Source organism: Bradyrhizobium oligotrophicum S58, from assembly GCF_000344805.1.
In the GTDB taxonomy this organism is placed as follows: Bacteria; Pseudomonadota; Alphaproteobacteria; order Rhizobiales; family Xanthobacteraceae; genus Bradyrhizobium; species Bradyrhizobium oligotrophicum.
In genome coordinates, this window is sequence record NC_020453.1 from 6,850,185 (window position 1) to 6,875,187 (window position 25,003).

Here is a 25,003-nt window from a genome sequence, read left to right on the forward strand (position 1 = left end):
AGGACGCCTGCTTCCGAGACAAAGGAGATGATATGTCATTGCGCGACGCACTGCAGCCAGACACTCTCGATCAAGCGATACGCATCCGCAGGGCGCTGCATTCGATTCCGGAGTTAGGGTACAAGGAGCTCAAGACGTCGGCGATGGTTGTGGAGTGTCTGCAAGCGCTCGGTGTCGACGAGATACAAACCGGGATCGGCGGAACCGGTGTGGTCGGCCTCCTTCACGGCATCAAAGGGACTGGCACCAGAAGGTATGTGGGACTGCGGGCAGAGTTGGACGGCCTGGAATTGACGGAGCAGACGGGGCTTGCTTGGCAGTCGCAGAACAGTGGCTGCATGCATGCGTGTGGTCACGACGGCCACATGGCCATTCTACTCGCTACCGCACGAGAGCTTTCAGCGAACCGCGAGTTTTCCGGAACCGTATGTTGCATCTTCCAGCCCGCTGAGGAGGGGGGAGCGGGTGCAAAAGCGATGATCGAAGATGGGTTGCTGGAGAGATTCCCGCTCAGCTCGATTTATGCAATTCATAATGCGCCATGGCTTCCAATCGGAAAGATCGCCATCAATAGCGGGGCGGTGATGGCCGCCGCGGACCGAATCGAAATCTCCGTCCTTGGAGCGGGTGGCCACGGCGGAATTCCCCACCAGACGAGGGATCCGATCGTTGCCACCGCAAACATCATCTCGATGCTGCAGAACGTCGTATCGCGCTATGTCGATCCCGCGGAGGCTGCCGTCATATCTATCGGAGGCATTCACGGCGGAAGCCCTCTCAAGGGTAGCATGATTCCCGATCGGGTCGACTGCGTCGGCACGGTTCGTACATATTGTACGGACGTTCAATCGACCATTGAAAAGAAGATCCACGATATCGTTGACCACGTCTGCGATGCCCATGATTTGACGGGATTGGTGACCTACAAAAAACTCTATCCAGCCACCATCAACCATGCGGACCGCGCTGCTCTCGTGGCCAGCGTTGCAGACGGCTTGCTTGATCAATGCGACATCCTGAGCAACGTTCGTCCGAGCATGGCCGGAGAGGACTTTTCGTTCTTTCTACAAAAGGTCCCGGGAGCGTATTGCTTGATTGGTCAGGGGACGGAGAGCGCTGCCAGCCTGCACAGCCCCTCATATGATTTCGACGATCGCAATATCGAGCGTGCCGCGCTGCTTTTGAAGCGCATAGCCCTTAGTGAACTGGCGTCAACTTGATGCTCCTCGGCAAGCCGCAACGAAGCCTGGAGCATATCACCCAAGGGTATTGCAACGTTACAGGCAAGCCCCTCGAAGACTAGCCGTCGACTCTTTAATCAGCCTCTCAGCCTCATGCGGATATCGAGTGCATGGAGCCCTGGAATGTCGAACAGCCACCCTCCCCTCTAACGAATGGAAAGACAGGGGTTCTAATGCCCTTTTCTCTGATTCAATCGTGTTCGAGCTTGACCTCGATAGGCCGCTGCGGCCGCCGCGCAGAAGAACAAATACCGCGCAACGACCAAGACAACGAAAGAGTCCTACGTCGGCACCAACGTGCAGGCAGATGCCTGTGAGACATTCAGCAGACCGCTAAAGGTCGCGCTGCATGAATTTGCTCAGCGGGTCAATGCCATAACAGCCAAACGGCGGAATTTCGACGAAACTGTTCTTTTTATACAATGCTATCGCGGAATGCTGCAGGTATCCGGTTTCCAAACGAATACAAGATAGCCCTCCCTCTCGCGACGCCTGCACGATCGTATCCAGCAGATCTTGCGCGACCCCCAGCCCCCTATAGGCAGGATCTACATACATGCGTTTCAACTCACCATAGTCAGGCGATAGGACGAGGGCCGCGCAGCCAATCACCCTATCGTTGATCTGAGCGACGAAGAAAAGAGTATCGGCCTTCGCCAACTCATTCACATCGATCAAGTGGTTGCTTTCTTGCGGGTAAAGCGACGCATAATATTCGTCCGCGTCTCTGAGCATACGGACGACATCTGCGTGAAAGGGATTTCCCTTCGCGATTTCGACGCCTCCACCATGCTTGTTCATCTCAAACAACTCCATCGCACGTCACATCGATATATGACGATGATATCGTTTGTGTCGTGAAATATCTAGCGAACTACGCCGAGAAAGATAGAACGGGCACGAAGAATCCAGGCTCCGTTATCAAGATCTCGCCAAGCCAAGGCAGACGGCTCTCTCGTCATCGCTCAAGCCCCGGTTCATCGCCCGCGAGGCCGTCGCCGCTTGTATCCTGCGTTTCCGTCAACGTCTTCGATCAGATGGTGCGCGCAGGAAGTATGCCGACGGCGGCACTCCTTGGTGCTGGCCGAAGGCATGAAACGTCCGAGAGCTTGATTGTACCAATGATCGGCTGCCTTCGGATGACAGTGGAGAACGAGCTTTTACTTTCGCACCCGCCACACCGCGACTTTGGCTGTGGATCCAAGACCTGTCGGCTCGAGAAATTCAGGTGTTTCGCCTCGGGCCAATGTTGCCTCCAGGCCATCCGGGGCGCGTTCAATGACGTTTCGATTGGGGGACGAGCGGCAAACGACGACGTAGTCGACGTGGCGCTCCCGCAGGAGCTGACGCGCAACCGGCGTTGTCGCCAGCATCAACTGGAGCATCGCGAGATTGCCGTCATTGTTGCGATGATAGGGAGCTGCAAAGACCTCGTGGCCGGTCTCCGCCAGAATGGCCGGTCCGAGATCGATCGGCGCCATCACGCGCCCCTTGGGGAGTTGCTTCATCGAGGCAACGTCCGAAACGCTCTGGCACCTCGACGCCTCGGGTTCGAAGACCATCGCCTGCGGTGTGAATGCCAGCTCGATCAGCGGCTTTGCGGGACGCCCCAGTGTTGCGAACATTGTCGGCGAAACGACGAATGCCAACAGCACGAGGTTGCTTCCGGTGACGAGCGACGGCCACAGAGCCGCGGCGCCAGCGGCGAAGATCGGCGCCGCCACCATGGCCGCGCCAGCCGTGCCTCGCATTTCCCACATGCTGATCGCGGTCAGCGACGCGAGCGTCACGAATCCAAGCGCCCAACGGAACTGATCCGGCGAATCTGATCGCAGAAACGCCGCCGCAGCTGTCCCCGCCGCGATCAAGGGAAGCGCGTAAAAGCCGAGCACTTCCTCCGGACCAAGCCGGAGCATCGTTGCAAGCGAGATCGTTTCCTGAACGTTGTCGAGCCATAGCGACACGACCAGCGGATCAAGCTGCGCGTAAGGCGCCGCAAGCGCCCCTGCGAACAGCAGGACGAACGCACCTATCAGGGCGACTGCAGATCCGGCTGCACTGACGAGACGCAGCCACGGAGCAGACCAGTAGTGATCAATTCCAACCATGAGGACCAGGGCCGCACCGCCGCCGACGGTCAACAGCAGCAGCGGACCACCAAGCGCGTCAATGACAGGGGACGTCAGCGCTTGTGGCGGAAGCAGAGTCAATGCGAAAACCACCGATGACGCAGCCAGTGCGATTGCAAACGCCGAGACTTGTCGCGCGACGGGAGTGCCACGCCATATGAAGAGCACGACGACGGCGACGCCCATCGTGGCGATCGCCGGCAGCATCTCGACGCCGACGGCCAGCGATAGCGATGCGGTTATGCCGGCAAACGCGGCCTTGATCGCACTTCGCTCGATCTGGAGTGCGAACAGGAGCATGAGCAGCACCAAAACGATCTGCGCGTTGTGGTGATCGATCGCGCCCGGCCGAAAGTGAATCAGCGCCGGCGCCGCTAGCATGGCCAGCACCGTCGCGCTCACCAGAACGGTTACGGCTCCATCGCTCATCTGCTTGGCAATCGCCACGACCAGCGCGAGAGCCACGGCCAACAGCAGCAGGGGCCAGACGAACAGCGTCACCGCCTCGGCGCTCCGTGTTCCAATCACAGCTTTGAGCAGCGAGATCGAGACCGCCAACGGCAGATCGATGATCCGCGACCAGTGCATCGGTACGCCAGGCGGATCCAGTCGATATTGATGAAGGTCGAACCAGCCTTGGCCGTTCATCAAATCGCGAACTTCGACCAGCCGCATGATATCATCGGTGGACATGGCATCGAACACGCCGGTCTCGATCGATAGCAGCTTGATCGCGAGCACGACCGCCAAAGCGAGCACCGCGATCAGGACGCCGGCGCTCCCCACGCGCCATCGCTTTGAAAAAGCGCTCGCGGTCGAGACGACGTCTGACATCGGTTGCCGATCAATGCTCATGATGGTGGAACCGTCGCTGCGACACGGTTCGCGGGCTGCAATGGTGCCGAAGCAGAGTTCCAGCCGGCGTGCTCCCAGGATATGTGCCAAGCCGGTCGAGGCGAAGATCCGAGAAGTAGCGAGCGAAAGAGACGTTTGGTCAGGAGAACGCACCCGGCGGCCACGACGGCGCCACCGATGATATCGACGATATAATGCGCACCGATCAACGGCGTTGCTGCAATCATCCAACTGTTGAGCGCGACCGTTGCCCACCGGAGCGCCCGGACCGGCCACACCGCCCAGATATAAAGAATCGCCGATGCTGTGTGAAAGCTCGGAAAAGAGACGATACCCGCCATCTTCAGCAGATCGAGATGACGCAGCGACCCATCGCGCAGCGCCTGAATGTCACGAAGCTGCGCCGCGTAGTTCGTCGAATCGAGTAGCGGAAATTGGTCTGTGGGCGACAGGCCCAGGCCGTAGTAGGTTCCGACCGCCGGGACGAATGCAGAAATGACAATCGTCACGGCGAGCGCAAGGTTCAGCGCAAGGACGAACTGCTGAAGCCTGGTGAACCGGAAGGCAATCGTCAAAATGATGGGGATGCCGAGCAGCGGCCATTTGATGAAGCCATAGCCGATCTTCAGGTAGTTCGCGAGCCGGCTGTGATCGTTGAAAAAGGCCGCGATCGGCTGAGGATCCAGTCCGACGGCACGGTCGATCAGCAATAGCATCTGATCTTGCAGTGGCCAATTCACTGCGTTCGCGACATAGCTGAGAGGCCCGACAACCGCGGTGACGACGAGTATCTGTGCGGTGGCACCAAACCAGAAAACGAGCTTGGGATCGGCACGATCCCGCTTGATGAGCGCCGACCCATAGGCGATGACGGCCAATACGAAGGCAATCGCGATGGCAACGCCGAACGCTGTCGGTTCCAGCGAAAAGTCGGTCCAGACGATGACGCCGAAGAGCACGGCACACAGCAACGCGACGGGAAGCCAATTCAGGTTGAATGTGCGCCAAGCGAGACCGACGTCGTCACTGTTCATTTCTGACCAAGCTGCAGTTGTTCTTAGCGGCAATGATGGAGATGGCCGCGAACGCGATGTTCGCGGCGATCAGGTTGTGTTCGATTGGTGTCTCTCCGGCCTCGTCCGCTCGGGACCTGCCCCCAAGCCCTTCGTCAGATCTGCTGGCGCATCGCCGACAATCCCGTAGGAAGCCTGTCCGTGAAATTACGGGTCAAAACCTAAAGTAGTATGAACGGTCGCTCGCCCGAGGTCGACGCTCCCGGCATGAAGAGAATGGCTCAGGCGTGGAGATCCCCAATGGAAGGGGGAACGCGACGAGAGATAATCGGTCTCTCGAAGCCGGCCCGAATTGCGCGAAATCGCGGGGTTGTCGATTACGTTTGATTAGGCATCACATCAAGGTATCGTCGTATTGTGCACGTCGGGGTTGATTTTCGTGCGCGAGCCGCCGCAACGAAGCGGCGATGGCCATCAAGCCGCCGTCCTTTGAAGAGCGAGAGCGGACAACGGCCTGCGACAAACAATTGTCGCTCCGGCCGCCTGCCCCTCTCGGCGACATGAACACGATCAGCGTGCGACAGCCGGCCATCGACCGGAAATCCATCATCTCCGATGACGACGCCAGGATAGCGCATCGGCGCATCTGTCAGCTTCCCAGCTCGACTCCAGCCAAGGCCTCGCTCAGCTTCGCCAGCGCGGTGTGGTCCTGACCCGGCCCGAGCAGCCCCTGCGCGCTGGCGCTCAGCTCGCGGCAGAGGTTGGAGAACGGCGCGGCGACACCATTGGCCCGGGCGACCTCGAGCGCGATCGACAGGTCCTTCACCATCAGGTCGAGTCCGAAGCCGCTGTTGAACTGGCGCGACAGCACGAACTGCTTGAACTTCTTCTGCGTCGAATTGTTCATGCCGGTCGAGGCGTTGAGCACATCCGTCATCAGCCCGGGATCGATGCCGAACTGCTGGCCGATCAGCAGAGCCTCGATGCCGATCAGGAAACCGCCCGCCGAGACGAGGTTGTTGAGCGCCTTCATTGCCTGGCCGGAGCCGAGGCCGCCGATGCGGTGAATCGTGGTGCCCATCGCACGCAGCACCGGTTCGACGCGGTCGAGCGCGGCCACATCGCCGCCCGCCATGATCGCGAGCTCGCCTGTCACCGCCCGCGGCACGCCGCCGCTGACCGGCGCATCGAGCATGACCACGCCGAGCGAGGCAAGATCGGCGGCGATCGCCTGGGTCGCCGCCGGCGCGCCTGAACTCATGTCGATCACGACGTGACCCTGCTTGAGGCCGCCGCGCAAGGCCGCGACGGCCTCCGCGACATGCTTGCTCGTCGGCAGCATCGTGACGATGACATCGGCCTGCGCTGCCGCGAGCGCGAGATCCTCTGCTTCGGTGCCGCCGACCTGGCGCACGAAATCCGCGCCTCGCCCGGGGACGGCATCGTTGACGGCCACCGCGAAGCCGGCGCCGAGCAGGCGCGCAGCCATCGGCCAGCCCATGTTGCCGATGCCGACGAAGAGGATCTTCTGCGGCGCGCTCATGCGCCGTCCTTCTTGGCGATGGCGCCCTCGGCAACCAGCACCTCATGCGCCGCCTTGAAGGCTTCAAGACCTGCGGGGATGCCGCAATAGACCGTGGCGTGCAGCAGGATCTCCTTGATCTCGTCGACGGTCACGCCGTTGGTCAGCGCGCCCTTGACGTGCAGCTTCAGCTCGCTCGGCTTGCTGAGTGCCGTCAGCATCGCGAGGTTCATGATGCTGCGCGTGCGGCGATCGAGCCCGGGCCGCGTCCAGGCATAGCCCCAGCACCATTCGGTGGTGATGTGCTGGAACGCCATCATGAAGTCGTCGGCTTTGGCGAGGCTGCCATCGACATAGGCTGCGCCCAGCACCTCGCGCCGCACCTGCAGACCCTTCTCGAACATCTCGTTGTCGTCGCTCATCGGCGCGTCTCCCACTGTGCAAAGCTTGATGTCATTAAGCACCTCGCCGTACGGACTGACAATAAGCTTCGCAGGACGGCGCCGGCGATTGGCGTCCGCCCGGCGGAATGTTCGGAACGTCGGACGCGCAGGTCTAGCCGTGCTTGACGATCAGGGTCTTCATCGCGGCGAGCTCGTACAGCGCCTCGAACCCTTTCTCGCGACCGTGGCCCGATTTCTTCATGCCGCCGAACGGCAGCTCGATGCCGCCGCCGGCGCCATAGCCGTTGACGAACATCTGGCCGACCTTGACCTTGCGGGCGACACGCATCGCGCGCGAGCCGTCACCCGACCACACCCCCGCGACCAGACCGAAATCGGTGCCGTTGGCCAGCCGGATGGCATCGGCCTCATCGTCGAATGGCATCGCCGCCAGCACGGGACCGAACACTTCCTCGCGCGCCAGTTCGGAGTTGCGGTCGACGTGCTGATACAATGCCGGCGCGACGTAGAAGCCTTCGCTCGGGACGCCCTCGGCGATCCTGCCGGTCGCGACGCACTTGGCGCCGCTACTTTCGGCGCGTGCCAGCATGCCCTCGATCCGCTTTTTCTGGACCGCGCTGATGACGGGGCCGAGATCGAGATCCATTTCCGGCGTACCGGCGGTGATCTTCTCGAAACGGAGCTTGAGATCGGCCAGGAAGCGATCCCAGATCGAACGCTCCACCAGCACGCGCGAACCGGCCGAGCAGGTCTGGCCGGCATTCTGCACGATCGCCGCGGCGACCGAGGTCAGCGCCGCGTCAAGGTCGGCATCGGCGAACACGATCTGCGGCGACTTGCCGCCGAGCTCGAGCGTGCAGCCGATGTGATTCCTCGCCGCCGCCGTCTGCACCAGGGTGCCTACCTCCGGGCTACCGGTGAAGGACAGGAAGTCGATGCCGTCATGCGCCGACAGCGCCGCGCCGGCCTCCTCGCCGAGGCCGGGCACGACGTTGATCGCGCCCGCCGGAAAGCCGGCTTCGGCCGCGAGCTCGGCGAGCCGCAGCGGCAGCAGGCAGGCCTCCTCGGCCGGCTTGATCACGGTCGCATTGCCCATCGCCAGCGCCGGCGCCACGGTGCGGCCGAACATCTGGCCCGGATAGTTCCAGGGAATGATGTGGCCGGTGACGCCGAGCGGCTCATAGACCGTCGTGACGAAGAAGCCGTCGAGGAACGGGATGGTGTCGCCGTGCACCTTGTCGGCCGCGCCGCCATAATATTCGAAGTAGCGCGCGACCGCGACGATGTCGGCCTTGGCCTGCTTCATGGGCTTGCCGGTGTCGGCCGCCTCCAGCCTGGCCAGATCCTCCGCATTGTCCTCGACCAGACGGCCGAGCCTGGACAGCAGCCGACCGCGCTCCACGGCAGAAAGCCGCCCCCACGGACCTTCGAGCGCGCGGCGCGCGGCCGCCACGGCGAGATCGATATCGGGCGCATCACCGGCTGCGATCGAGGCGATCACCTGCCCCGTCGCCGGCGCCAGCATCGCAATGGTGCGCCCCGATTGCGCCGGCTGCCATTTGTTGTCGATGAAGACCCCCTTCGCGGCAGGCAGTTTGACATTGGCGTTCATGGCAGCTCTCCGACCTTCACGCGATCCGTCCGATATCCGGGCTGCTTCAGCCAGGGGTCCCCGATCAGAACCAGGTGGCGACGATCGGGACCTGTCGTTAGTTGACGCTCAGTGCGTCCAGAGTCAACGGCCGACGATTGCGCATCATCGGCACGCGCATCACGGCAGGCATGTCCAATGGTCTGATCACGATCCTTCGCAGTCGCGGGATATTCACTCTTCCAACGCCCGCGGTCGATCGCGGAGGGACTGGTTGCCCCCATCGCAAACCCGAAACAGGGGGTCCGATGATGGTGCCGCAACGCGGCCCCACTCACTTCCAGAGGCCCACCAGCGGCCAGTAAGTGAACATGAACAGCACGATGAGGGCGTACATGATGGCCGCGAGCGGCAGGCCGAGCCGCATCATGTCCCGGGTCGTGAATCCGCCGGCCCCGTAAGCGATCATGGCGGGAGCCGACGTCACCGGGATGATCGACAGGCATTGCGCGATCAGGGCAACTCCGAGCACGATACCGACAATGGGCAATTCGGGATTGTGCAGGGAAACCAGGAAGCCGATGATCGCCGGCGTGATCGCGGTCAGGCACGATGTGATGCTGGTGAAGCAGAAGCGGACGAAGAACACGACGACGAAGATCATGATCGCGAGCGCCGTGACGGACAAGCCTCCGATTCCGGATTGGACGAACGCCACCTTCGCCAGCCACGCTGCGCCGCCGGTCCTGGTCAGCATCTCCGCCATCGAGATGCCCGCGCCGAACAGCAAGATGGAATTCCAGTCGATCCGCTTGTAGAGGTCGTTGCAGCTGGTGACGCCAACGCCCGGCAACACGAGCAGCAAGACACAAAGCACCGAAACGGCGGATGCCTCGACATGGTGGATCTTGTCGGTCGCCCACAGCAGGATCGTCATCGCCATGATCAACGACGCCCGCTTCTCGGCCGTCGACATCGGCCCCAGTTCAGCGATGCGGGCGGCGATGTAATCGCGGCCTCCGGGCAACTCTGCATATTCGAACCTGAAGAGCCGGGTCGCCAGGAAATAGAGCCCGATTGAAAACATCAGGGTGTAGGGGAGAAGGTAGATCAGCCAGTCGACATAGCCGACCTGGCCCTGACCGGCTCCGGTCAGGAAATTGACCATCACCGGATTGGGCGCGGCTCCGGTGAGCACACCAACCCCGGTCACCGACGGCAGGATGCCCGCCAGCAAGAGCATGGCCTTGCCGATCTGGCTGCTGCGCGGAAGGCCAAATGCCTCCGTCAACCCGATCACGATCGGAACGAGCGTCGCCGCACGCGCGATCACCGAAGGAATGAAGAAGGTGAGCGCGAAAGCGGTCAGGATGATGCCGAGCATGATCGCGTGTGTACTCGCCCCAACCAGCTTCAGAATGAGATACGCGACCCGCTTCTCGAGCCCGGTCCCGGTGATCGCCGCCGCCATTGCAAGCCCAGCCGCGACGAACAGCCAGCCGCTGTTCGAGAAACCGCTGAGCGCCAGCGGAATGGCTTTTGCCGTTCCGAGGATCGCGCCTCCGTCATTTCCGGCCGGTGAAAAGCCGAGCGCAAGGATAAGCAGGAATACGAGCGCGACGGCGCTCACCCCATAGGGTATGGCCTCGGTGATCCACATCAGCACCACGAACGCCATCACGGCAATGACGCGCTGCCCCGCGGGCGACAGATCAGCGGGCGTGGGCGCGATCATGATGGCGGTCATGATCGTCAGGCCGATCACCACGATCAGGAATTTCCGGGCGCCCGCTCCCGTCGTCTCGGACGCAGCATGAACCAGCGTCGACATGCGTATCCTCCATTTGCTTTTGCTTATGAGATGCCGATGTTTCTCGACATGTGTTCCGGCCTGATCCCCTCAGGCCGGATGGTGGCGGCGGGATGCTCAGTCGCCCGCAGGCGCCAGCACCACCACGCCATCTGCGGCGCGCACGCCTTGGCCCACCGGCAAGACGAACACCGGGTTGATCTCGGCCTCGATCAGCCGCTGGCCGAGTTGTGCCGCCATCAGCGAGAAGGCCACGATCGTCGACACCAGCGCCTCGACATCCGCCTTCGGCCGTCCGCGGAACCCATCGAGCAGCGGCCAGGTGATGAGCTCGTGCAGCATCGAGAGCGCCTCGTCGCGCCCGAGTCCGCCCTGCGGTGGCAACAGCCGCATCGTCGTGTCCTTGAAGAGCTCGGCTGTGACGCCGCCCATGCCGAGCAGGATGGCCGTGCCGAGCGCATCGCGATGCATGCCCAGGATCAGCTCGGTGCCGCCCGAAATCATTTCCTGAACCAGGAAGCGGTGTGGCCGCCGGTCGGTTGCAGTTTCCACCTCGGTTGCCATCGCGGTCAGGCGCGCGCCGATGGTGTCGGCCGTCAGATTGACGGCGACGCCGCCGACGTCGCTCTTATGCGTGATCTCACCGGACAGGATCTTCAGGACCACTTTTCCACCAAGCTCACGAGCGGCCGCTTCCGCCTCGGCGGACGTCTCGACGATCCGCTCGTTCACCGCAGGGATTCCGAACCGCGCGAACAGCGCCTTGGCCTGGGCTTCGTCGAGCGAGCCCGGAGGAACGCCGCCGATCTCGATCGCTTGCGCGACCGCTGCCGCGTTGCCCTGCGAGCACTGGGACGCCAGAAGCAGGCCCGTCAATGCAGAGGTGCAGCTTTCCGCCGACGTATAGGCCGGCACGCCGCGGGCGGTGAGAACCGCGCCGACGTTCGGCGCGTGCGGGCTGACATAGGCGATGATCGGCTTGTCCGACATCGGCAGGCAGTCATGGACGGCATCTGCGAGCAGCGCCGGAGAGCCGACGGCGGAGGACCCGGCAATGATCGTCAGCGCATCATAGGTCGGGCTGGCAAGCAGCGCACGGATTGCTCCCCGCAGGACGTCCGGATGCAGGCCGGCCAAAGTCAGGTCGACCGGATTGCGGTCGAGGTTGGCATGGCTGCCCGACTGCAGCGAGGCAAGCTCGGCTGCCGTCCCGGCGTCGGGTGCGGGCGTCTCGAAACCGGCGACGCCGAGACTGTCGGAGACGATCGTTCCGGCACCTCCGGTCGAGGTGAGAATCGCCACGCGCGTCCCGCCGAGCTTTCGTCCGGTCGCCAAGGCTGTGGGAATGTCGAGCAGGTCCTCGAACGTCTTCGCTCGGATCACACCGAGCTGCCTGAACAGCGCGTCGTACATGCGATCCGAGCCGGCCAGCGCGCCGGTGTGCGAGACGGCTGCCTTGGCTCCGGCCTCCGAGCGGCCGATCTTGAAAGCCACCACCGGCTTGCCGGCGCGCCGCGCCTTTCCTACGGCTTCGCGAAAACGGTCCGGATGCCGGATCGCCTCGACATACAGCGCGATCACCTTGGTGGCTTCGTCTGCTGCAAGAAATTCGATGAAGTCCGAAAGCTCGAGATCGGCCTCGTTGCTGGTCGACACCAGCTTCGACAGCCCGATGCCGCGCGCCGCCGCCCGGGACAGCAGCGCTCCGAGAATGCCGCCACTCTGCGACACGAGTCCGATCGGGCCGGCCGGAAAGTGATCCATCGCCAGCGCGCCTGAGGCCGACAGCACGATGTTGTCGGTCAGGTTGACGAGGCCGATCGTATTGGGGCCGAGGATCCGCATCGCACCGGCGGCTTCGAGAAGCTGCTTCTGGCGCTTGGCTCCCTCTTCGCCGGTTTCGGTATAGCCGCTGGCAACGACAATCGCCGCGGCGGCGCCTCTCGCCGAGAGCTCCCGCACGGCGAGATGCGCGCGCTCCGCACCCAGCAGGACGATTCCGACATCCGGCACGCGCGGCAGTGCGCCGATATCAGGATAGCAGGCGAGCTCGCCGATGCGTTCGACCTTCGGATTGACCGGATATATCTCGCCGGAGAAGCCGTGCTTTTGCAGGAACGACACCGGCCGCCCCGAGGTCTTGCTCGGATCGGCGGACGCGCCGATGACGGCGACGCTATGCGGTCGAATGAGACGTGCGATGGCGCTCATGGCGTCACTCCTGTGCGGATGACTTTGCGAGGAACGCCATAACCGCTTCGCGATGCTCGGCGCTGGTGTAGCAGATGGCTTGCGCCTGGCTGCCGAGATCGAAGATCTCGTGAGCCGAACGCTCGAAGGTCTGGTTGAGGATCTTCTTGCTCAATGCGAGCGCGGCCGCCGAGCCCTGCGCGAGCTCGACAGCCCATGCCTGCGCGGCCGCGCGAAGTTCGCCGGAAGCGACCTTGCGATCGAGAATGCCGAGCGCGACGGCCTCCTCGGCATCCACCATCCGCCCCGTGAAGATCAACTCCTTTGCCCTGGGAAGCCCGACCCGGCGCGGCAGAAAATAGCAGCCGCCGCCATCGGGGATCAGGCCGCGCTTGATGTAGGACCAAGTGAATTTCGAACGCTCCGAGCCGATCAGGAAATCGCATGCGAGCGCGGTATCCGCGCCAAGACCGGCAGCGGCACCGTTCACCGCCGCGATGGTCGGCTTCGGCAAATTGAGCAGCAGCGACTGGACGCGGTGCACGCCCTGCTGACGGGTCCAGCCGTTGAACGCGACGTCGCCTTGCGGAGCCTCCAGGCGCCGCTTCATGCCGCTGATATCGCCGCCTGCGCAAAACGCGCTGCCACATCCGGTCAAGACCAGCGCCCGGATCGCATTGTCGCTCGCAACGGCCTGCAGCGCGTCGACGAATTCCGAGCGCATCTCGTCGCTCATGGCGTTGCGGCGGTCTGGCCTGTTCAGGGCGATGGTCGCAACGCCGGCATCGACTGAGAACGCGATGAGCTGATAGGTCATGTGCAGGCCTTCGATGGTTCGGTGGGATGCGCGGAGCTTGATCGTCGAGGATGCAGGACGTCGGCGGTGCCGGCTGATGCCGACCCGGTTCGGGCGCGGTTGCGCCGAGGGACCAACCATGTATCGATTTCAAACCGGGTCCGTCGCGTCGAAGCCGACGAACCGGACCACGCCGGGAGCTATCCAAGAGAAAATTTCAGAGAAGGATTTCAGACATTGCGTTTCGCGCTCCCGGCCGATTTTTGCGTTGATTTATTGCTTGCCACTATACTGAACGCCGAAATAAGCGGATATCCGTCATTTCCACTCAGTGGAATACGTCTGAGGAGGCGGGGGATGGCTGCGGCGCGGCAATATTCCGGTGGCGCGAATGGAAACCGCTCGCTGGAGCGCGGCATCGAGATCCTGCGTGCATTCCGGCCAGGCGTCGATACGCTCGGCAATGGCGAGATCGCCGAGCGCACCGGCCTGCCCCGCTCGACGGTCAGCCGCCTGACCAAGACTCTGGTCGCGTTCGGCATGCTCGACGAAGTCCGCACCCAGCGAACCTATCGGCTGGCAGCCGCCGTTCTCAGCCTTGGACATGCCGTTCGCATGGGCTCGCCGGTGCTAACGGTGCTCGGTCCGCTGATGCGCGCCGAGTCGACGCGGCGCAGGCTGAACGTCGGTCTCGCAACGGCCGATCGTGCCATGATGGTCTATCTCGAATCCATTCGCTACAACGCCCGCCCGACGCTGCGCAGCATCGTGGCCGGCCAACAGGTGCCGATGGAATTGACGTCGCTCGGGCGCGCCTATCTCGCGGGCATCCCGGACACCGAGCGTGACAGGCTGATGGCCCAGTTCAGGCGACGTACGGCCACCGCCACCAAGGCGCTGATCGCCGAAGTGCAGAAATCCATCAGATGCGTCAGGCGCGATGGCTATTGCGCGGTCTCGTGGCAGCCGGGCGTGCTCGCCGTCGCGACGCCGATCGTCCTGGACGGCTTGCCGGTGTACGCGATCAACATGAGCGTGCAAGACATCGAGCCGACCGAAGCTGTCGGCGCAGAGATCGGCGGCTACCTGGTCGCCTTCGCGGCCCGCTGCAAGGCTGCCTTCTCAAGCTTCCAGAACGAGGTCGAGGTATCGGCATAAGTGAGCCGCAACGAGACTGCGGACGGCGGCAGCTAGACAACCATCTGATCGAAGTCGTTTGCAACACGGCTGTTTGGAAAACTCTCCCGCGCCTCCGCGAGAACCTCCGCGTCGGAATAACGGCCGGAGATGTGGTTCATGACAAGCTGCCCGACGTTGCTGGACGCCGCCAACGCGGCGGCCTCCGCGGCCGTCAAGTGGCCGTAGTCGCGGGCCATGGCCGAATCGCGCTGGAGAAAGGTCGCTTCGATCACCAGCACGTCCGCGTCGCGGACATGCTCCTGCAGGCCTTCCGTCGTCTCCGTGTCGCCGACGATAACGAGCTTCTTCTGTCCCTGCGCCGGCCCGAGAACATCCTCGGGATCGATGGTTCGACCGTCCTCGAGCGTGACCGGGATGCCGTCCGCCAATGCCTTCCGCATGGGCCCGTCAGGCACCGCGAGGGCTGCAAGACGATCGGGTAGGAGATGGCGGCGAGCGTGACTTACAAATTCGAAGCCGAAGCTGCCGGTGTCACGGTGCCGGACAGGAAAACAGTCGATCGTGAACTCACCGGCGTCGAGGACCTGCCCACGCTCGAGCGGAACGAGCTGAAGCGGAATGGGTGCGCGGCCTTCGCCCCACAGCCCCGCGAGCATTCCGACGACCACATCGAGCGTGCGCGGGCTGCCATGAATGCTCATGATGTCGGCGCTCCTGCGTAGCCGCAGGGTGGAAAACAGCCCGGGAATGCCGAGGATATGGTCGAAATGGCCGTGGGTGAGCAGGATACGGCCGAGCCGGCGAAAGCCCACCCCGCTGCGGAGCAGCTGACGCTGGACCCCCTCGCCGCAATCGACGAGAATACGATGTCGGCCTGCCCGAACGAGAAGGCCGGGATGATTGCGGTCTGCCGATGGAACGCTCGCCGAGGTTCCGAGGAAAGTGAGCTCGAACATCGTTTCAGGCAGATTTCGGTCGCAGCTTAACGACCGGATTCGTCGACGGCACCGGGCCCGACTGCTTGGCCTCAATCACGATGAGCACTCCTTCTCGCTAAAGACGCCCGCTTGGCATGGCTGAGGCTTGGACCAGTGATGTCGCCTCTCGCTGGGCAGACTTCAACGCCGGGCTCTGCTAAATCTCGGCGATGCCAAGCTCCGGTTCGGACCAGGACGCCACAATGCCGGCGACCCGCAAGATCATCCACATCGACATGGATGCATTCTACGCGTCGGTCGAACAGCGGGACAATCCCGACCTGCGCGGCAAGCCCGTGGCTGTCGGCGGATCGCGCGAACGCGGCGTCGTGGCCGCCGCAAGCTATGAGGCTCGGAGGTTCGGCGTGCGCTCGGCGATGCCGTCGGTCACGGCAAAACGCCAGTGTCCCGACTTGATCTTCGTGAAGCCCCGCTTCGAGGTCTACAAGGCGATCAGCCAGCAGATCCGCGCGATCTTCGCCGAGCACACGCCGATCATCGAACCTCTGTCACTGGATGAGGCCTATCTCGACGTCACCGAAAACCTGCAGGGCATTCCGCTCGCACGCGACATCGCGCTGCAGATCCGGGCCAAGATCAAGGCCGAAACCGACCTCAATGCCTCGGCCGGCATTTCCTACAACAAGTTTCTGGCCAAGCTTGCCTCGGACCATCGCAAGCCGAATGGTCAATATGTCATTTCTCCGGAGATGGGTGCGGCCTTCGTGGAGGGACTGCCCGTCGGCAAGTTTCACGGCATCGGCCCGGCGACCACTGCCAAATTCAACGCCCTCGGAATTCATACGGGTCTCGACATCCGCAATCAGACCCTGCCCTTCCTCCAGCAGCACTTCGGCAAGGCCGGCAGCTACTACTACTGGATCTCGCGCGGGGTCGACGACCGTCCGGTCAGAGCCAATCGCATCCGCAAATCCGTCGGCGCCGAAAACACCTTCTCGACGGACCTGACGGAATTCGAGCCGATGAAGGCTGAGCTGCTGCCCCTGATCGACAAGGTCTGGCGCCATTGCGAAGCCACTTGCAACAAGGGCCGGACGGTCACGCTGAAGGTCAAGTTCGCCGACTTCGAGATCATGACGCGTAGCAGGTCCGTTGCCAGCGCGGTCGGGAGCCGCGACGATCTCGAGCGCTTGTCCGTCGCACTTCTTCAGAGCGAGATGCCATTGCCGAAGCCGGTACGGCTGCTGGGCGTCTCGCTGTCGTCCCTGCAGGAGAGCGACAATGGAGCTGAAGCCCAGCTGGACTTGCTGATCTGAGGCGGGGAAGATTGGTCAACACGCGCCGAAACGTTGAGGTACGGGCGATCAGCCGACAGGTCCGCAAGACTTCCGCCGAGCACTAGCGAATTGGCGCCCGCAGCTCCGCAACAATCACACTTCGAGCCACTCTTGGCGGACCGCGGTATTGGCCTTGAGCTGATCCGGCGTTCCTTCGAACACGACGCGGCCATGTCCCATCACATAGACGCGTTTCGAAATGCGCATTGCGATCGAGAGCTTCTGCTCGACCAGCAGGATCGCGACACCCGCCGCTGCGATCCGCGCGATCAGATCGCCGACCTGCTGCACGATCAGCGGCGCCAGCCCTTCGGTGGGCTCGTCGATCATGATGAGGTCGGGGTCGCCCATCAGCGTGCGGCAGGTGGTCAGCATCTGCTTCTCGCCGCCCGACAGGACGCCGGCCGGCGTGTCGGCGCGGGCCGCGAGATTGGGAAACATGTCGAGCATGTCCTGGAGCCGCCATTTCCCAGGCCGCCGGGTGTCCTTGATGCCGAGCACGAGATTTTGCCGCACCGTGAGGCTCGGGAAGATATCGCGATGTTCGGGCACGTAGCCGAGCCCAAGGCGCGCGATCTTGTAGCTCGGCAGGCCGGCAATGTCCCGGCCCTTGAAGCGGATCGTCCCGTGCGGGCTGACCTCGCCCATGATCGCCTTCACGGTGGTCGAGCGGCCGACGCCGTTGCGGCCGAGCAGGCTGACGACTTCGCCCGCGGCGACGTCGAGGTCGACGCCCTGGAGAATATGGCTCTTGCCGTAATAGGCGTGGAGGTTCCTGACTTCGAGCATCAGTGGGCCTCCTCGCCGAGATAGGCTTCCCTCACCTTCGGGTCGCGACGGATCTCCTCCGGCGTGCCCGACGCGATGATGTGGCCGTAGACCAGCACCGAGATTCGATCGGCGAGACCGAACACGACGCTCATGTCGTGCTCGACGATCACCAGCGTCCGCCCCTCGGTGAGCCGCCGGATCAAGGACACCGCGCGCTCCGTTTCCGCATGACTCATTCCCGCGGTCGGTTCGTCGAGCATCACAACGGTGGCGCCGCTGGCGATGGTGACGCCGATCTCGAGCTCACGCTGCTCGGCATAGGTCAACAACCCCGCGGGAACGTCACGCCGGTGCGAGAGATGGATGTCGTCGAGGATCTCTGCCGTCCGCTCGCGCACCTCGGGCAGGCTGTCGACGTTCTTCCAGAACGCGTAGCGATGTCCGGTCGCCCACAGCACGGCGCACCGGACGTTCTCCCACACGGTCATGCGGGCGAACACGTTGGTGACCTGGAACGAGCGCGACAGGCCGCGCCGATTGATCTCGAACGGCCGCAGGCCCGAGATGACCGCGCCGTTCAACCGCACCTCGCCGGAGGTCGGCCTGATATGCCCGCTGATCAGGTTGAACGTCGTGGACTTGCCGGCGCCGTTCGGGCCGATGATGGCGTGGCGCTCGCCCTGTGCGACGCTGAGATTGAGGTCGCGGATGACACCGACATTGCCGAAGCGCTTTTCGACGGCACGGACTTCGATCGCCGCGGTCATGCCAGATACCCCCGATCGCGCGCAACGGTGGCGGCACCGTCCCAGGCCCTGGCGATCCGCTGCCAGCTCAACCGCGCGACGAAGAAGCCGGCGACCACCAGAACCGCGGCGACACCCCATGTCGCCGGGGATCGCGGATTGAACGCCACGCCGAACAGGTTGATGGCGTCGCCCCCGGAATAGCGCGCGACCGTCTCGATGGTCAGGATGACGCCGCAGGCCAGCGCCGCGGTCGGCACGATGGCAATGAGATAGGACGGAATCACCGTTCCCAGCGTTCCGGCACGGACCAGCGGCCGGTGCATCATCAGCAGCCCGGCGATGCCACCGGGCGAGAACATGACGATGCCGATGAAGATGATGCCGAAATAGAGCTGCCATACGCTGGTGAGGCTCGTCAACCCGAGCTGGAGATAGGTCACCAGGATGGCGCCGAGGATCGGACCGAAGAAGTAGGCGGTGCCGCCGATGAAGGTCGCGAACAGCACGAGGCCGGACTGGATGGCACCGAGATAGGCGGAATTCGCGATCTCGAAGCTGATCGCCGCGAGGCCGCCCGCAATGCCGGCGAAGAACCCGGCGAAGCAATAAGCGAGATAGCGCACGACATGCGGGTCATAACCGATGAACTGGACCCGTTCGGGATTGTCGCGGACGGCGTTGCTGATCCGGCCCAGCGGCGTCCGGGTCAGCGCATACATCGCGATGGCCGACAGCACCAGCCAGAACGCGATCAGGTAATAGACCTGCAGCTGCGGCCCGAAGGTCCAGCCGAACATGCGCGGCAGGGCGGTGCGGTCCGTGGTGATGCCGGCTTCGCCGCCGAACACGGAGCGCAGGATCAGCGACGACGACGCCACGAGCTCGCCGATGCCGAGCGAGATCATCGCAAACACCGTGCCGGCGCGCTTGGTCATGACCCAGCCGATGATGATCGCGAAGACGAGGCCGCCCACCCCGCCGAACAGCGGAATGAAGGGCAGCGGGATCGGCCAGCCATGCGTGACCACCGCGTTCATCATGTGGCAGGCCGCGAAGCCGCCGAGGCCATAATGAACCGCGTGGCCGAACGACAGCAGCCCGGTCTGACCGAGGAGGATGTTGTAGGAGAGCGCGAAGACGATCGCGATTCCGATCAGGCTGAACGACGTCAGTGATCCGCCCGAGCTGAACAGCAGCGGCAGCACGATCAGCACGGCGACGCCGATCAGCCAGACGGCGTAGAAGCGGAGGTGGGAGCCGGCGGATTTTGCCGGCAGATGCGAGGCCGAAGTCACGGCGGTCATGATTCACGAGTCCCCATCAGGCCCACGGGGCGCACGATCAGAACGAGCACCAGCAGCAGGTAGGGAACGATCGGCGCGACCTGCGCGATGGTCACGTTCCAGATGTCGGTGAGCACAGACGGCCCGGCGGAGGGATCGAGCGGACCGAAGGCGCTCGCCAGCGAGCCGTTCAAGGCGACGGCGAAGGTCTGCACCAGCCCGATCACCAGCGAGGCGATGAAGGCGCCCGGCAGCGAGCCGAGGCCGCCGAACACGACCACAACGAACAGGATCGGGCCGAGCGCCGCGGCCATGTCGGACTGCGTCACCAAGGCAGGTCCGGCGATGACACCGGCAAGACCGGCCAGCGCGCTGCCGACCCCGAACACCACCATGAACACGCGTCCGACATTGTGGCCGAGATGGCCCACCATGTGGGGATGGGTCAACGCCGCCTGCACGATCAGGCCGACCCGGGTGCGCTTGAGCACGACCAGCAGCACCACGAAGATCACGACGGATACCGCCAGCATGAACAGCTTGTAGGCCGGATAGTTGGTCGAGAAGATCGTGAATGCGGGAAAGTCCAGCAGTGCCGGGACGCGATAGTCGAGCGGCGTCTTGCCCCAGATCATCGAGACGATTTCCTCGATGGCGAATGCGAGACCGAAGGTCAGCAGCAGCTCGGCGACGTGGCCATGCTTGTGCGTGTTGCGCAGACCATAGCGCTCGACGGCCATGCCGATGGCCCCCACCAGCAGCGGCGCGAGCAGCAGGGCCGGCCAGAAGCCGACCCATTTCGTGAGCTGAAAGCCGAAGAAGGCGCCGAGCATATAGAAGCTGGCGTGGGCAAAATTGAGCACTCCCATCATGCTGAAGATGACGGTCAGCCCGCTCGACAGCAGGAACAGCAGCATGCCGAACAGCACGCCGTTGAGGGTGGAGATGACGATGAGTTCAAGCACGGCGCACCCGCGAATGTCCGGGGCTTCGATGCCCCGCCGCTCATTCCCTGACAAATCGGCGCATGGCTGGCGCCGCTTCCCGCACCCTCAGGGGTGCGGGAAGCCAGTGCAGATCGCTTACGGCCGCGCCATCTTGCATGTGGTCGACACCATGGCCTGCGGCGTATCGACCTTGGAGACCAGGTGCCATCCCCAGCCGGTGTTCTCCTCGTCGAACGGCTCGTTCGCCGCAAGCTTGCCGAAGGACGAGACGTAGATCGGCTGGAAGAACTGGTGATCATCCTTGCGCATGAAGCCGGTGCCGCCATCCAGGACCTCGAGCTTGAGATCCTCGAGCGCGGCCGCGACCTTCACCGGCTCGATCGAGTTGGCCTTCTCCGCCGCCGCCTTGAACATGCGCATCTCGTTGACCGCGCGCGGATACCACAGCGACAGGTTGACCTTGGCGCGGAACGCCTTCTCGTAGTCCATCGCGGCCTGATTGCCCGAATTGGCAAAGCCTTCGGTCAGCTGGAAGACCTGATGATCCAGGCCCGTCTGCTTGATGGCGGTCGGACCACCGGCGCCGCCCGCATAATAGGTGTACCAGTTGACCTTCAGGCCGGCGTCGGCGGCAGCCTTGAGCAGCAGCGCGATGTCCTGCCCCCAATTGCCGGTGATGACGCTGTCGGCGCCGGAGGCCTTGATCTTGGCAATATAGGGCGAGAAGTCCGTGACCTTCAGCAGCGGATGCAGCTCGTCGCCGACGATCTCGACATCGGACCGCTTCGCCGCCAGCATCTTGCGCGCATCGCTGCGGACCGATTGGCCGAACGAATAGTCCTGGTTGATCAGGTACACCTTCTTGATCGACGGAATGTCCTTCATGTAGCTGGTGAGCGCTTCCATCTTGATGTCCGAGCTGGCGTCCCAGCGGAAATGCCAGTAGTTGCACTTCTCGTTGGTCATGCTCGGATCGACGGCGGCATAGTTGAAGTACAGTACTTCCTTGCCGGGGTTGCGCGTATTGTGCTTGTTGACGAAGTCTTCCAGGGCGAGCCCGACGGACGATCCGTTGCCTTGCGTGATGTAGCGGACGCCGGCGTCGATCGCCTTCTGGGCCTGGACCAGGCTCTCTTGCGGGTTGGTCTTGTTGTCGAACGGCACGATTTCGACCTTGTGGCCGAGAATGCCGCCCTTGGCATTGAGCTCCTCGGCCAGATACTGGAACGTCTTCAGGCCGCCCTCGCCGACGCTGGCGCCACCGCCGGACAGCGGATCGATATATCCGATCTTGACGGTGTCCTCGGCCCATGCCGCGTGACCGAGCATCGGGGCGATCAGGGCGATGGCTAGAGTGAACTTGCGCATAGTCTCGTTTCCTCGCTGGCTGTCGACTTTAGTCGATCGATCGATGCGCATGATCGCGCAATTTGAAAAAGCACTGAGCAGAATAAAGGCCGGCTGACAAGCTCAGGATGGGTTGAACGCATGTTTGTCGCTCCGGCCACGCGCTGGCAGGAGCTTACCGCCGATCGGACGTTTCATTGAGCGGAATGTTGGCGTCCACATCCTGGACAAATCCCTCCCGACACGCGGGGATGACAAGCACTGTCCGGTCATGTCGCCTGTTCCGCCATGTGGGACAACGCAGCGTAAGTTCCACGCTGGAAGACGGGCAGAGCACGGCGGCCGGCAGCGCCGCGGCCGGTGGCAATCGTGGCCCCTGCCCCCGCCGAGACCGGCACCTGATGCTGGACCAGATAGATCATGATCAGGTCATTGATGGGATCGGCCTGCCACCAGGTGCCGAAGATGCCGGGCCACGTGATCGAACCCGGGGCGCCGCAGGCATAGGGATTGCCGACGGCATCCTCGGCGGTTGCAAGTCCGAGCCCAAATCCGCAGGTCTGCCACAACGGCATGCCAGCGAAGGGAATCAGGCGCTGCGCATCGGTCAGCCGGTTGGTCCGCATCAGCTCCACGGTTGCCGGCCGCAACAGCCTGACGCCGCCCAGTTCGCCCCCTCCGAGCAGCATGAGCGCGAACCGATGATAGTCGGGCGCGGACGAGATCAGCCCGCCACCGCCGGGCGTATAGGCCGGCGGCTCGTCATACATGACCGGCTCGACCCTTGCGAGCCGGCCTGCCGTCTCGTCATATCCGTACAGGCTGGCGAGACGATCTCGCTTGGCGTGCGGCAGCCAGAAATCGGTGTCGATCATGCCGAGCGGGGTGAAGATGCGCTCCTGCAGCACCTGCCGGAACGGCTTGCCTTCGACCCGGCCGATCAGGAAGCCCAGCACATCGGTCGAATGACCGTAGTGAAACCGGTCGCCGGGCTGATACGCCAGCGGCAGCGTACCGAGCGCAGCGAGCCATTCGTCCGGCGTCGACCGGTTCATCGCGGGATCGCCGAGCGCACGCTCATAGGCGATCTTCAGCGGGCCCTCCGAGAAGAACGCGTAGGCGATCCCCGAACGATGCGTGAGCAGATCCTCGATGGTGATCGCGCGCCGGGCGGGCACGGTATCGTCGAGCGGACCGGCAGCGTCTCGCAGGACCCGCAGATGGCCAAGCTCCGGGACCCAGCGCGAGATCGGGTCCGCCAAGGCGATCCGGCCTTCCTCGACCAGCATCATCGCTGCCACGGAGGTGATCGGCTTGGTCATCGACGCAATCCGGAACAGCGTATCCGCGCGCATCGGGCTGTTGGCTTCGACATCGCGCCAGCCGATCGTCTCGGCGTGAACGACCTCGCCGCCACGCGAGATGAGAGACACGATGCCGGCGAGCTCGCCGCGATCGACGAATTTGGCGAGCGCCGGGCCGACGGCTGCAAGCGCCGCAGGATCGAAGCCCCGACGGCGGCGAACGGCTTCACTGGTCATGAGCGGCGCTCCGGTGGACAGAGTTCAGTTTCGGCCGCCGGCGCTGGCCGCGCGGGCGGGAGACAACAGAGCAGCCGGGCGCGCAAGCGACGGCCGGAGACGCCGTGGCCTGCGCAAGGGCTAGTCCGCCTTGAAATCGTCGGTCAGGATCGGCCCCGAGATGATCCAGCGCTGGCCGTCGAACTTCATCATCTGGAATTGCTTGCTGATGCGGTAGTCATCGGGCGTTGTCGTGACCGACATTCCCGGCAGCCCGAGATCTGGCACGAAGCCCTTGATGTTGGTCGCCTGCTTCATGATGTTGGCACGCGTCAGCTCGTCGCCGCATTGCCTGAGGATGTGGACGAGCATGGCAGCGGTCGAGTAGCCATAGGTCGCGAAGCCGCTGTTGGCGTCCTCGCCGGGCGCGTATTTCGCCATGAACGCCTTGTAGCGTTTCATGCCCTCGTCATCGGCCCATTGCGGGTCGAGCGGATCCTTGCCGTAGGCGACCGAGATGATGTCCTTGGCATTCTCCACGCCCGCGGGAACGAGCACCTGACCGACCGCGGTGGCGTTGACCTCCAGGATGTGGACAGGCTTCCAGCCGAGCTCGGCGGTCTTCCTGATCGATTGCGCCGCGAATTTCGGCGTCGACATGTTGTAGAATAGATCGGCGCCCGACGCCTTGAGCGTCACCAACTGGGAATCGACGGTCGGGTCGGACAGCTCGTAGGACAGCTCCTTCACGATCATGCCGGCCTTGGCGCCGAGTCCGTCCTTCAGACCCTTGACATAGTCTTTGCCGAGGTCGTCGTTCTGATAGAGGATGCCGATCTTGGCGTTCGGGTAGTTCTCGAGAATGTATCTGGCGTAGATGTGCGCTTCCGACTGGTAGTTCGGATTGGCGGAGATCGTCCACGGGAAATTCTTGGGGTCGGTGAAGCGGGACGCTCCACTTCCGGCCAGAAGCTGCGGAACGCCCTTGCTGTTGAGATATTTCTGGACCGCGGCGTTCGGCGGCGTGCCGATGATCTGGAACGTGGTCAGCACCTCATCGCTTTCGACCAGCTTGCGCACCTGCTCCACCGTCTTCGGCGGGCTGTAGGCGTCGTCATACTGGATGAGGTTGATCTTGCGCCCGTTGACGCCGCCCTGCTCGTTGATCATGCGGATATAGGCCGCCTCCGCCTTGCCGATGGCGCCGAAGGCGGAAGCCGGCCCGCTCAGGGGATTGGTCTGGCCGATCTTGATCTCGGTGTCGGTAGCGCCGACGTCGTATTTCTTCTGCGCAAACGCCGGAGCTGAAAGGGCCACGCCGAGCATCAGCAGGGCAGCCGCCGTCGACTTGATCCGTGTCATGTGTCCTCCCGTGAGCGGCTGATCCATGGTCAGCCGATTGCTTTGATGACATCCGCGC

Annotated in this window: 20 protein-coding genes; 3 read left to right on the top strand and 17 right to left on the bottom strand. The window is 63.4% G+C overall.

Features of this window, described 5'->3' with window-relative positions; translation table 11 throughout:
• The first annotated feature begins 32 nt into the window (after nucleotides 1-32).
• Nucleotides 33-1,220: an amidohydrolase gene (locus S58_RS29600; protein ID WP_015669103.1), complete on the top strand. Its 1,188-nt coding sequence runs from the start codon at nucleotides 33-35 to the stop codon at nucleotides 1,218-1,220.
• A gap of 354 nt (nucleotides 1,221-1,574) precedes the next feature.
• On the opposite strand, the gene S58_RS29605 is transcribed toward S58_RS29600, so the two are convergent.
• From S58_RS29605 to S58_RS29650, 9 genes are all read right to left on the bottom strand, one after another.
• Complete coding sequence (locus S58_RS29605) at nucleotides 1,575-2,042, bottom strand: GNAT family N-acetyltransferase (protein ID WP_042341014.1); 468 nt, start codon at nucleotides 2,040-2,042, stop codon at nucleotides 1,575-1,577.
• Between the two features lie 359 nt (nucleotides 2,043-2,401).
• On the bottom strand, nucleotides 2,402-4,204 hold the full coding sequence (locus S58_RS29610; protein ID WP_015669105.1) for a hypothetical protein: 1,803 nt from the start codon (nucleotides 4,202-4,204) through the stop codon (nucleotides 2,402-2,404).
• Nucleotides 4,205-4,221: 17 nt separating this feature from the next.
• A complete protein-coding gene (locus tag S58_RS29615; RefSeq protein ID WP_015669106.1) occupies nucleotides 4,222-5,259 on the bottom strand; it encodes a phosphatase PAP2 family protein in 1,038 nt (345 codons plus the stop codon).
• 628 nt (nucleotides 5,260-5,887) lie between these two features.
• On the bottom strand, nucleotides 5,888-6,781 hold the full coding sequence (locus S58_RS29625) for an NAD(P)-dependent oxidoreductase (RefSeq protein WP_015669108.1): 894 nt from the start codon (nucleotides 6,779-6,781) through the stop codon (nucleotides 5,888-5,890).
• Entirely contained in the window at nucleotides 6,778-7,182 is a 405-nt protein-coding gene (locus S58_RS29630; RefSeq protein WP_015669109.1) for a carboxymuconolactone decarboxylase family protein, read from the bottom strand. Before S58_RS29630 ends, S58_RS29625 begins: the two co-directional genes overlap by 4 nt.
• 133 nt (nucleotides 7,183-7,315) lie before the next feature.
• Nucleotides 7,316-8,776, bottom strand: a complete 1,461-nt coding sequence (locus tag S58_RS29635) for an aldehyde dehydrogenase family protein (protein WP_015669110.1) — start codon at nucleotides 8,774-8,776, stop codon at nucleotides 7,316-7,318.
• A 313-nt stretch (nucleotides 8,777-9,089) separates the two neighbouring features.
• Nucleotides 9,090-10,586, bottom strand: a complete 1,497-nt coding sequence (locus tag S58_RS29640; protein ID WP_015669111.1) for an SLC13 family permease — start codon at nucleotides 10,584-10,586, stop codon at nucleotides 9,090-9,092.
• A gap of 96 nt (nucleotides 10,587-10,682) precedes the next feature.
• Complete coding sequence (locus tag S58_RS29645) at nucleotides 10,683-12,776, bottom strand: acetate--CoA ligase family protein (RefSeq protein WP_015669112.1); 2,094 nt, start codon at nucleotides 12,774-12,776, stop codon at nucleotides 10,683-10,685.
• A 4-nt stretch (nucleotides 12,777-12,780) separates the two neighbouring features.
• Nucleotides 12,781-13,572 carry an enoyl-CoA hydratase/isomerase family protein gene (locus S58_RS29650; protein WP_015669113.1) on the bottom strand — a complete coding sequence of 264 codons (792 nt, stop codon included), beginning with the start codon at nucleotides 13,570-13,572 and terminating at the stop codon, nucleotides 12,781-12,783.
• Here S58_RS29650 and S58_RS29655 point away from each other — a divergent pair, their 5' ends adjacent.
• Nucleotides 13,573-14,709 (top strand): IclR family transcriptional regulator, encoded by a 1,137-nt coding sequence (locus S58_RS29655; protein ID WP_244440662.1) that lies wholly within the window; start codon nucleotides 13,573-13,575, stop codon nucleotides 14,707-14,709.
• Between the two features lie 32 nt (nucleotides 14,710-14,741).
• Here S58_RS29655 and S58_RS29660 read toward each other — a convergent pair whose 3' ends face one another.
• A complete protein-coding gene (locus tag S58_RS29660) occupies nucleotides 14,742-15,647 on the bottom strand; it encodes a ribonuclease Z (RefSeq protein ID WP_042340302.1) in 906 nt (301 codons plus the stop codon).
• Between the two features lie 191 nt (nucleotides 15,648-15,838).
• Between S58_RS29660 and dinB the strand changes: the two genes are divergently transcribed.
• A complete protein-coding gene (dinB, locus tag S58_RS29665; protein ID WP_042340303.1) occupies nucleotides 15,839-16,945 on the top strand; it encodes a DNA polymerase IV in 1,107 nt (368 codons plus the stop codon).
• Nucleotides 16,946-17,059: 114 nt separating this feature from the next.
• Here dinB and S58_RS29670 read toward each other — a convergent pair whose 3' ends face one another.
• From S58_RS29670 to S58_RS29700, 7 genes are all read right to left on the bottom strand, one after another.
• Nucleotides 17,060-17,755 (bottom strand): ABC transporter ATP-binding protein, encoded by a 696-nt coding sequence (locus tag S58_RS29670; protein ID WP_015669119.1) that lies wholly within the window; start codon nucleotides 17,753-17,755, stop codon nucleotides 17,060-17,062.
• Nucleotides 17,755-18,504 (bottom strand): ABC transporter ATP-binding protein, encoded by a 750-nt coding sequence (locus tag S58_RS29675; protein ID WP_015669120.1) that lies wholly within the window; start codon nucleotides 18,502-18,504, stop codon nucleotides 17,755-17,757. The genes S58_RS29670 and S58_RS29675 overlap by 1 nt, the downstream gene beginning before the upstream one ends.
• Nucleotides 18,501-19,790 carry a branched-chain amino acid ABC transporter permease gene (locus tag S58_RS29680; protein ID WP_015669121.1) on the bottom strand — a complete coding sequence of 430 codons (1,290 nt, stop codon included), beginning with the start codon at nucleotides 19,788-19,790 and terminating at the stop codon, nucleotides 18,501-18,503. The genes S58_RS29675 and S58_RS29680 overlap by 4 nt, the downstream gene beginning before the upstream one ends.
• Nucleotides 19,787-20,734 (bottom strand): branched-chain amino acid ABC transporter permease, encoded by a 948-nt coding sequence (locus S58_RS29685; protein WP_015669122.1) that lies wholly within the window; start codon nucleotides 20,732-20,734, stop codon nucleotides 19,787-19,789. The genes S58_RS29680 and S58_RS29685 overlap by 4 nt, the downstream gene beginning before the upstream one ends.
• 117 nt (nucleotides 20,735-20,851) lie before the next feature.
• Entirely contained in the window at nucleotides 20,852-22,084 is a 1,233-nt protein-coding gene (locus S58_RS29690) for a branched-chain amino acid ABC transporter substrate-binding protein (RefSeq protein WP_015669123.1), read from the bottom strand.
• A gap of 248 nt (nucleotides 22,085-22,332) precedes the next feature.
• Nucleotides 22,333-23,604: a serine hydrolase domain-containing protein gene (locus S58_RS29695; RefSeq protein ID WP_015669124.1), complete on the bottom strand. Its 1,272-nt coding sequence runs from the start codon at nucleotides 23,602-23,604 to the stop codon at nucleotides 22,333-22,335.
• A 120-nt stretch (nucleotides 23,605-23,724) separates the two neighbouring features.
• Entirely contained in the window at nucleotides 23,725-24,945 is a 1,221-nt protein-coding gene (locus tag S58_RS29700; RefSeq protein WP_015669125.1) for an ABC transporter substrate-binding protein, read from the bottom strand.
• Between the last annotated feature and the right edge of the window lie 58 nt (nucleotides 24,946-25,003).

What these genes read in the sequence shown, in the direction of transcription:
- S58_RS29600 (WP_015669103.1), top strand. Translation starts at nt 33, where the DNA reads ATGTCATTGCGCGACGCACTGCAGCCAGACACTCTCGATCAAGCGATA.
- S58_RS29605 (WP_042341014.1), bottom strand. Translation starts at nt 2,042, where the DNA reads ATGAACAAGCATGGTGGAGGCGTCGAAATCGCGAAGGGAAATCCCTTT.
- S58_RS29610 (WP_015669105.1), bottom strand. Translation starts at nt 4,204, where the DNA reads ATGTCAGACGTCGTCTCGACCGCGAGCGCTTTTTCAAAGCGATGGCGC.
- S58_RS29615 (WP_015669106.1), bottom strand. Translation starts at nt 5,259, where the DNA reads ATGAACAGTGACGACGTCGGTCTCGCTTGGCGCACATTCAACCTGAAT.
- S58_RS29625 (WP_015669108.1), bottom strand. Translation starts at nt 6,781, where the DNA reads ATGAGCGCGCCGCAGAAGATCCTCTTCGTCGGCATCGGCAACATGGGC.
- S58_RS29630 (WP_015669109.1), bottom strand. Translation starts at nt 7,182, where the DNA reads ATGAGCGACGACAACGAGATGTTCGAGAAGGGTCTGCAGGTGCGGCGC.
- S58_RS29635 (WP_015669110.1), bottom strand. Translation starts at nt 8,776, where the DNA reads ATGAACGCCAATGTCAAACTGCCTGCCGCGAAGGGGGTCTTCATCGAC.
- S58_RS29640 (WP_015669111.1), bottom strand. Translation starts at nt 10,586, where the DNA reads ATGTCGACGCTGGTTCATGCTGCGTCCGAGACGACGGGAGCGGGCGCC.
- S58_RS29645 (WP_015669112.1), bottom strand. Translation starts at nt 12,776, where the DNA reads ATGAGCGCCATCGCACGTCTCATTCGACCGCATAGCGTCGCCGTCATC.
- S58_RS29650 (WP_015669113.1), bottom strand. Translation starts at nt 13,572, where the DNA reads ATGACCTATCAGCTCATCGCGTTCTCAGTCGATGCCGGCGTTGCGACC.
- S58_RS29660 (WP_042340302.1), bottom strand. Translation starts at nt 15,647, where the DNA reads ATGTTCGAGCTCACTTTCCTCGGAACCTCGGCGAGCGTTCCATCGGCA.
- dinB (WP_042340303.1), top strand. Translation starts at nt 15,839, where the DNA reads ATGCCAAGCTCCGGTTCGGACCAGGACGCCACAATGCCGGCGACCCGC.
- S58_RS29670 (WP_015669119.1), bottom strand. Translation starts at nt 17,755, where the DNA reads ATGCTCGAAGTCAGGAACCTCCACGCCTATTACGGCAAGAGCCATATT.
- S58_RS29675 (WP_015669120.1), bottom strand. Translation starts at nt 18,504, where the DNA reads ATGACCGCGGCGATCGAAGTCCGTGCCGTCGAAAAGCGCTTCGGCAAT.
- S58_RS29680 (WP_015669121.1), bottom strand. Translation starts at nt 19,790, where the DNA reads ATGACCGCCGTGACTTCGGCCTCGCATCTGCCGGCAAAATCCGCCGGC.
- S58_RS29690 (WP_015669123.1), bottom strand. Translation starts at nt 22,084, where the DNA reads ATGCGCAAGTTCACTCTAGCCATCGCCCTGATCGCCCCGATGCTCGGT.
- S58_RS29695 (WP_015669124.1), bottom strand. Translation starts at nt 23,604, where the DNA reads ATGACCAGTGAAGCCGTTCGCCGCCGTCGGGGCTTCGATCCTGCGGCG.
- S58_RS29700 (WP_015669125.1), bottom strand. Translation starts at nt 24,945, where the DNA reads ATGACACGGATCAAGTCGACGGCGGCTGCCCTGCTGATGCTCGGCGTG.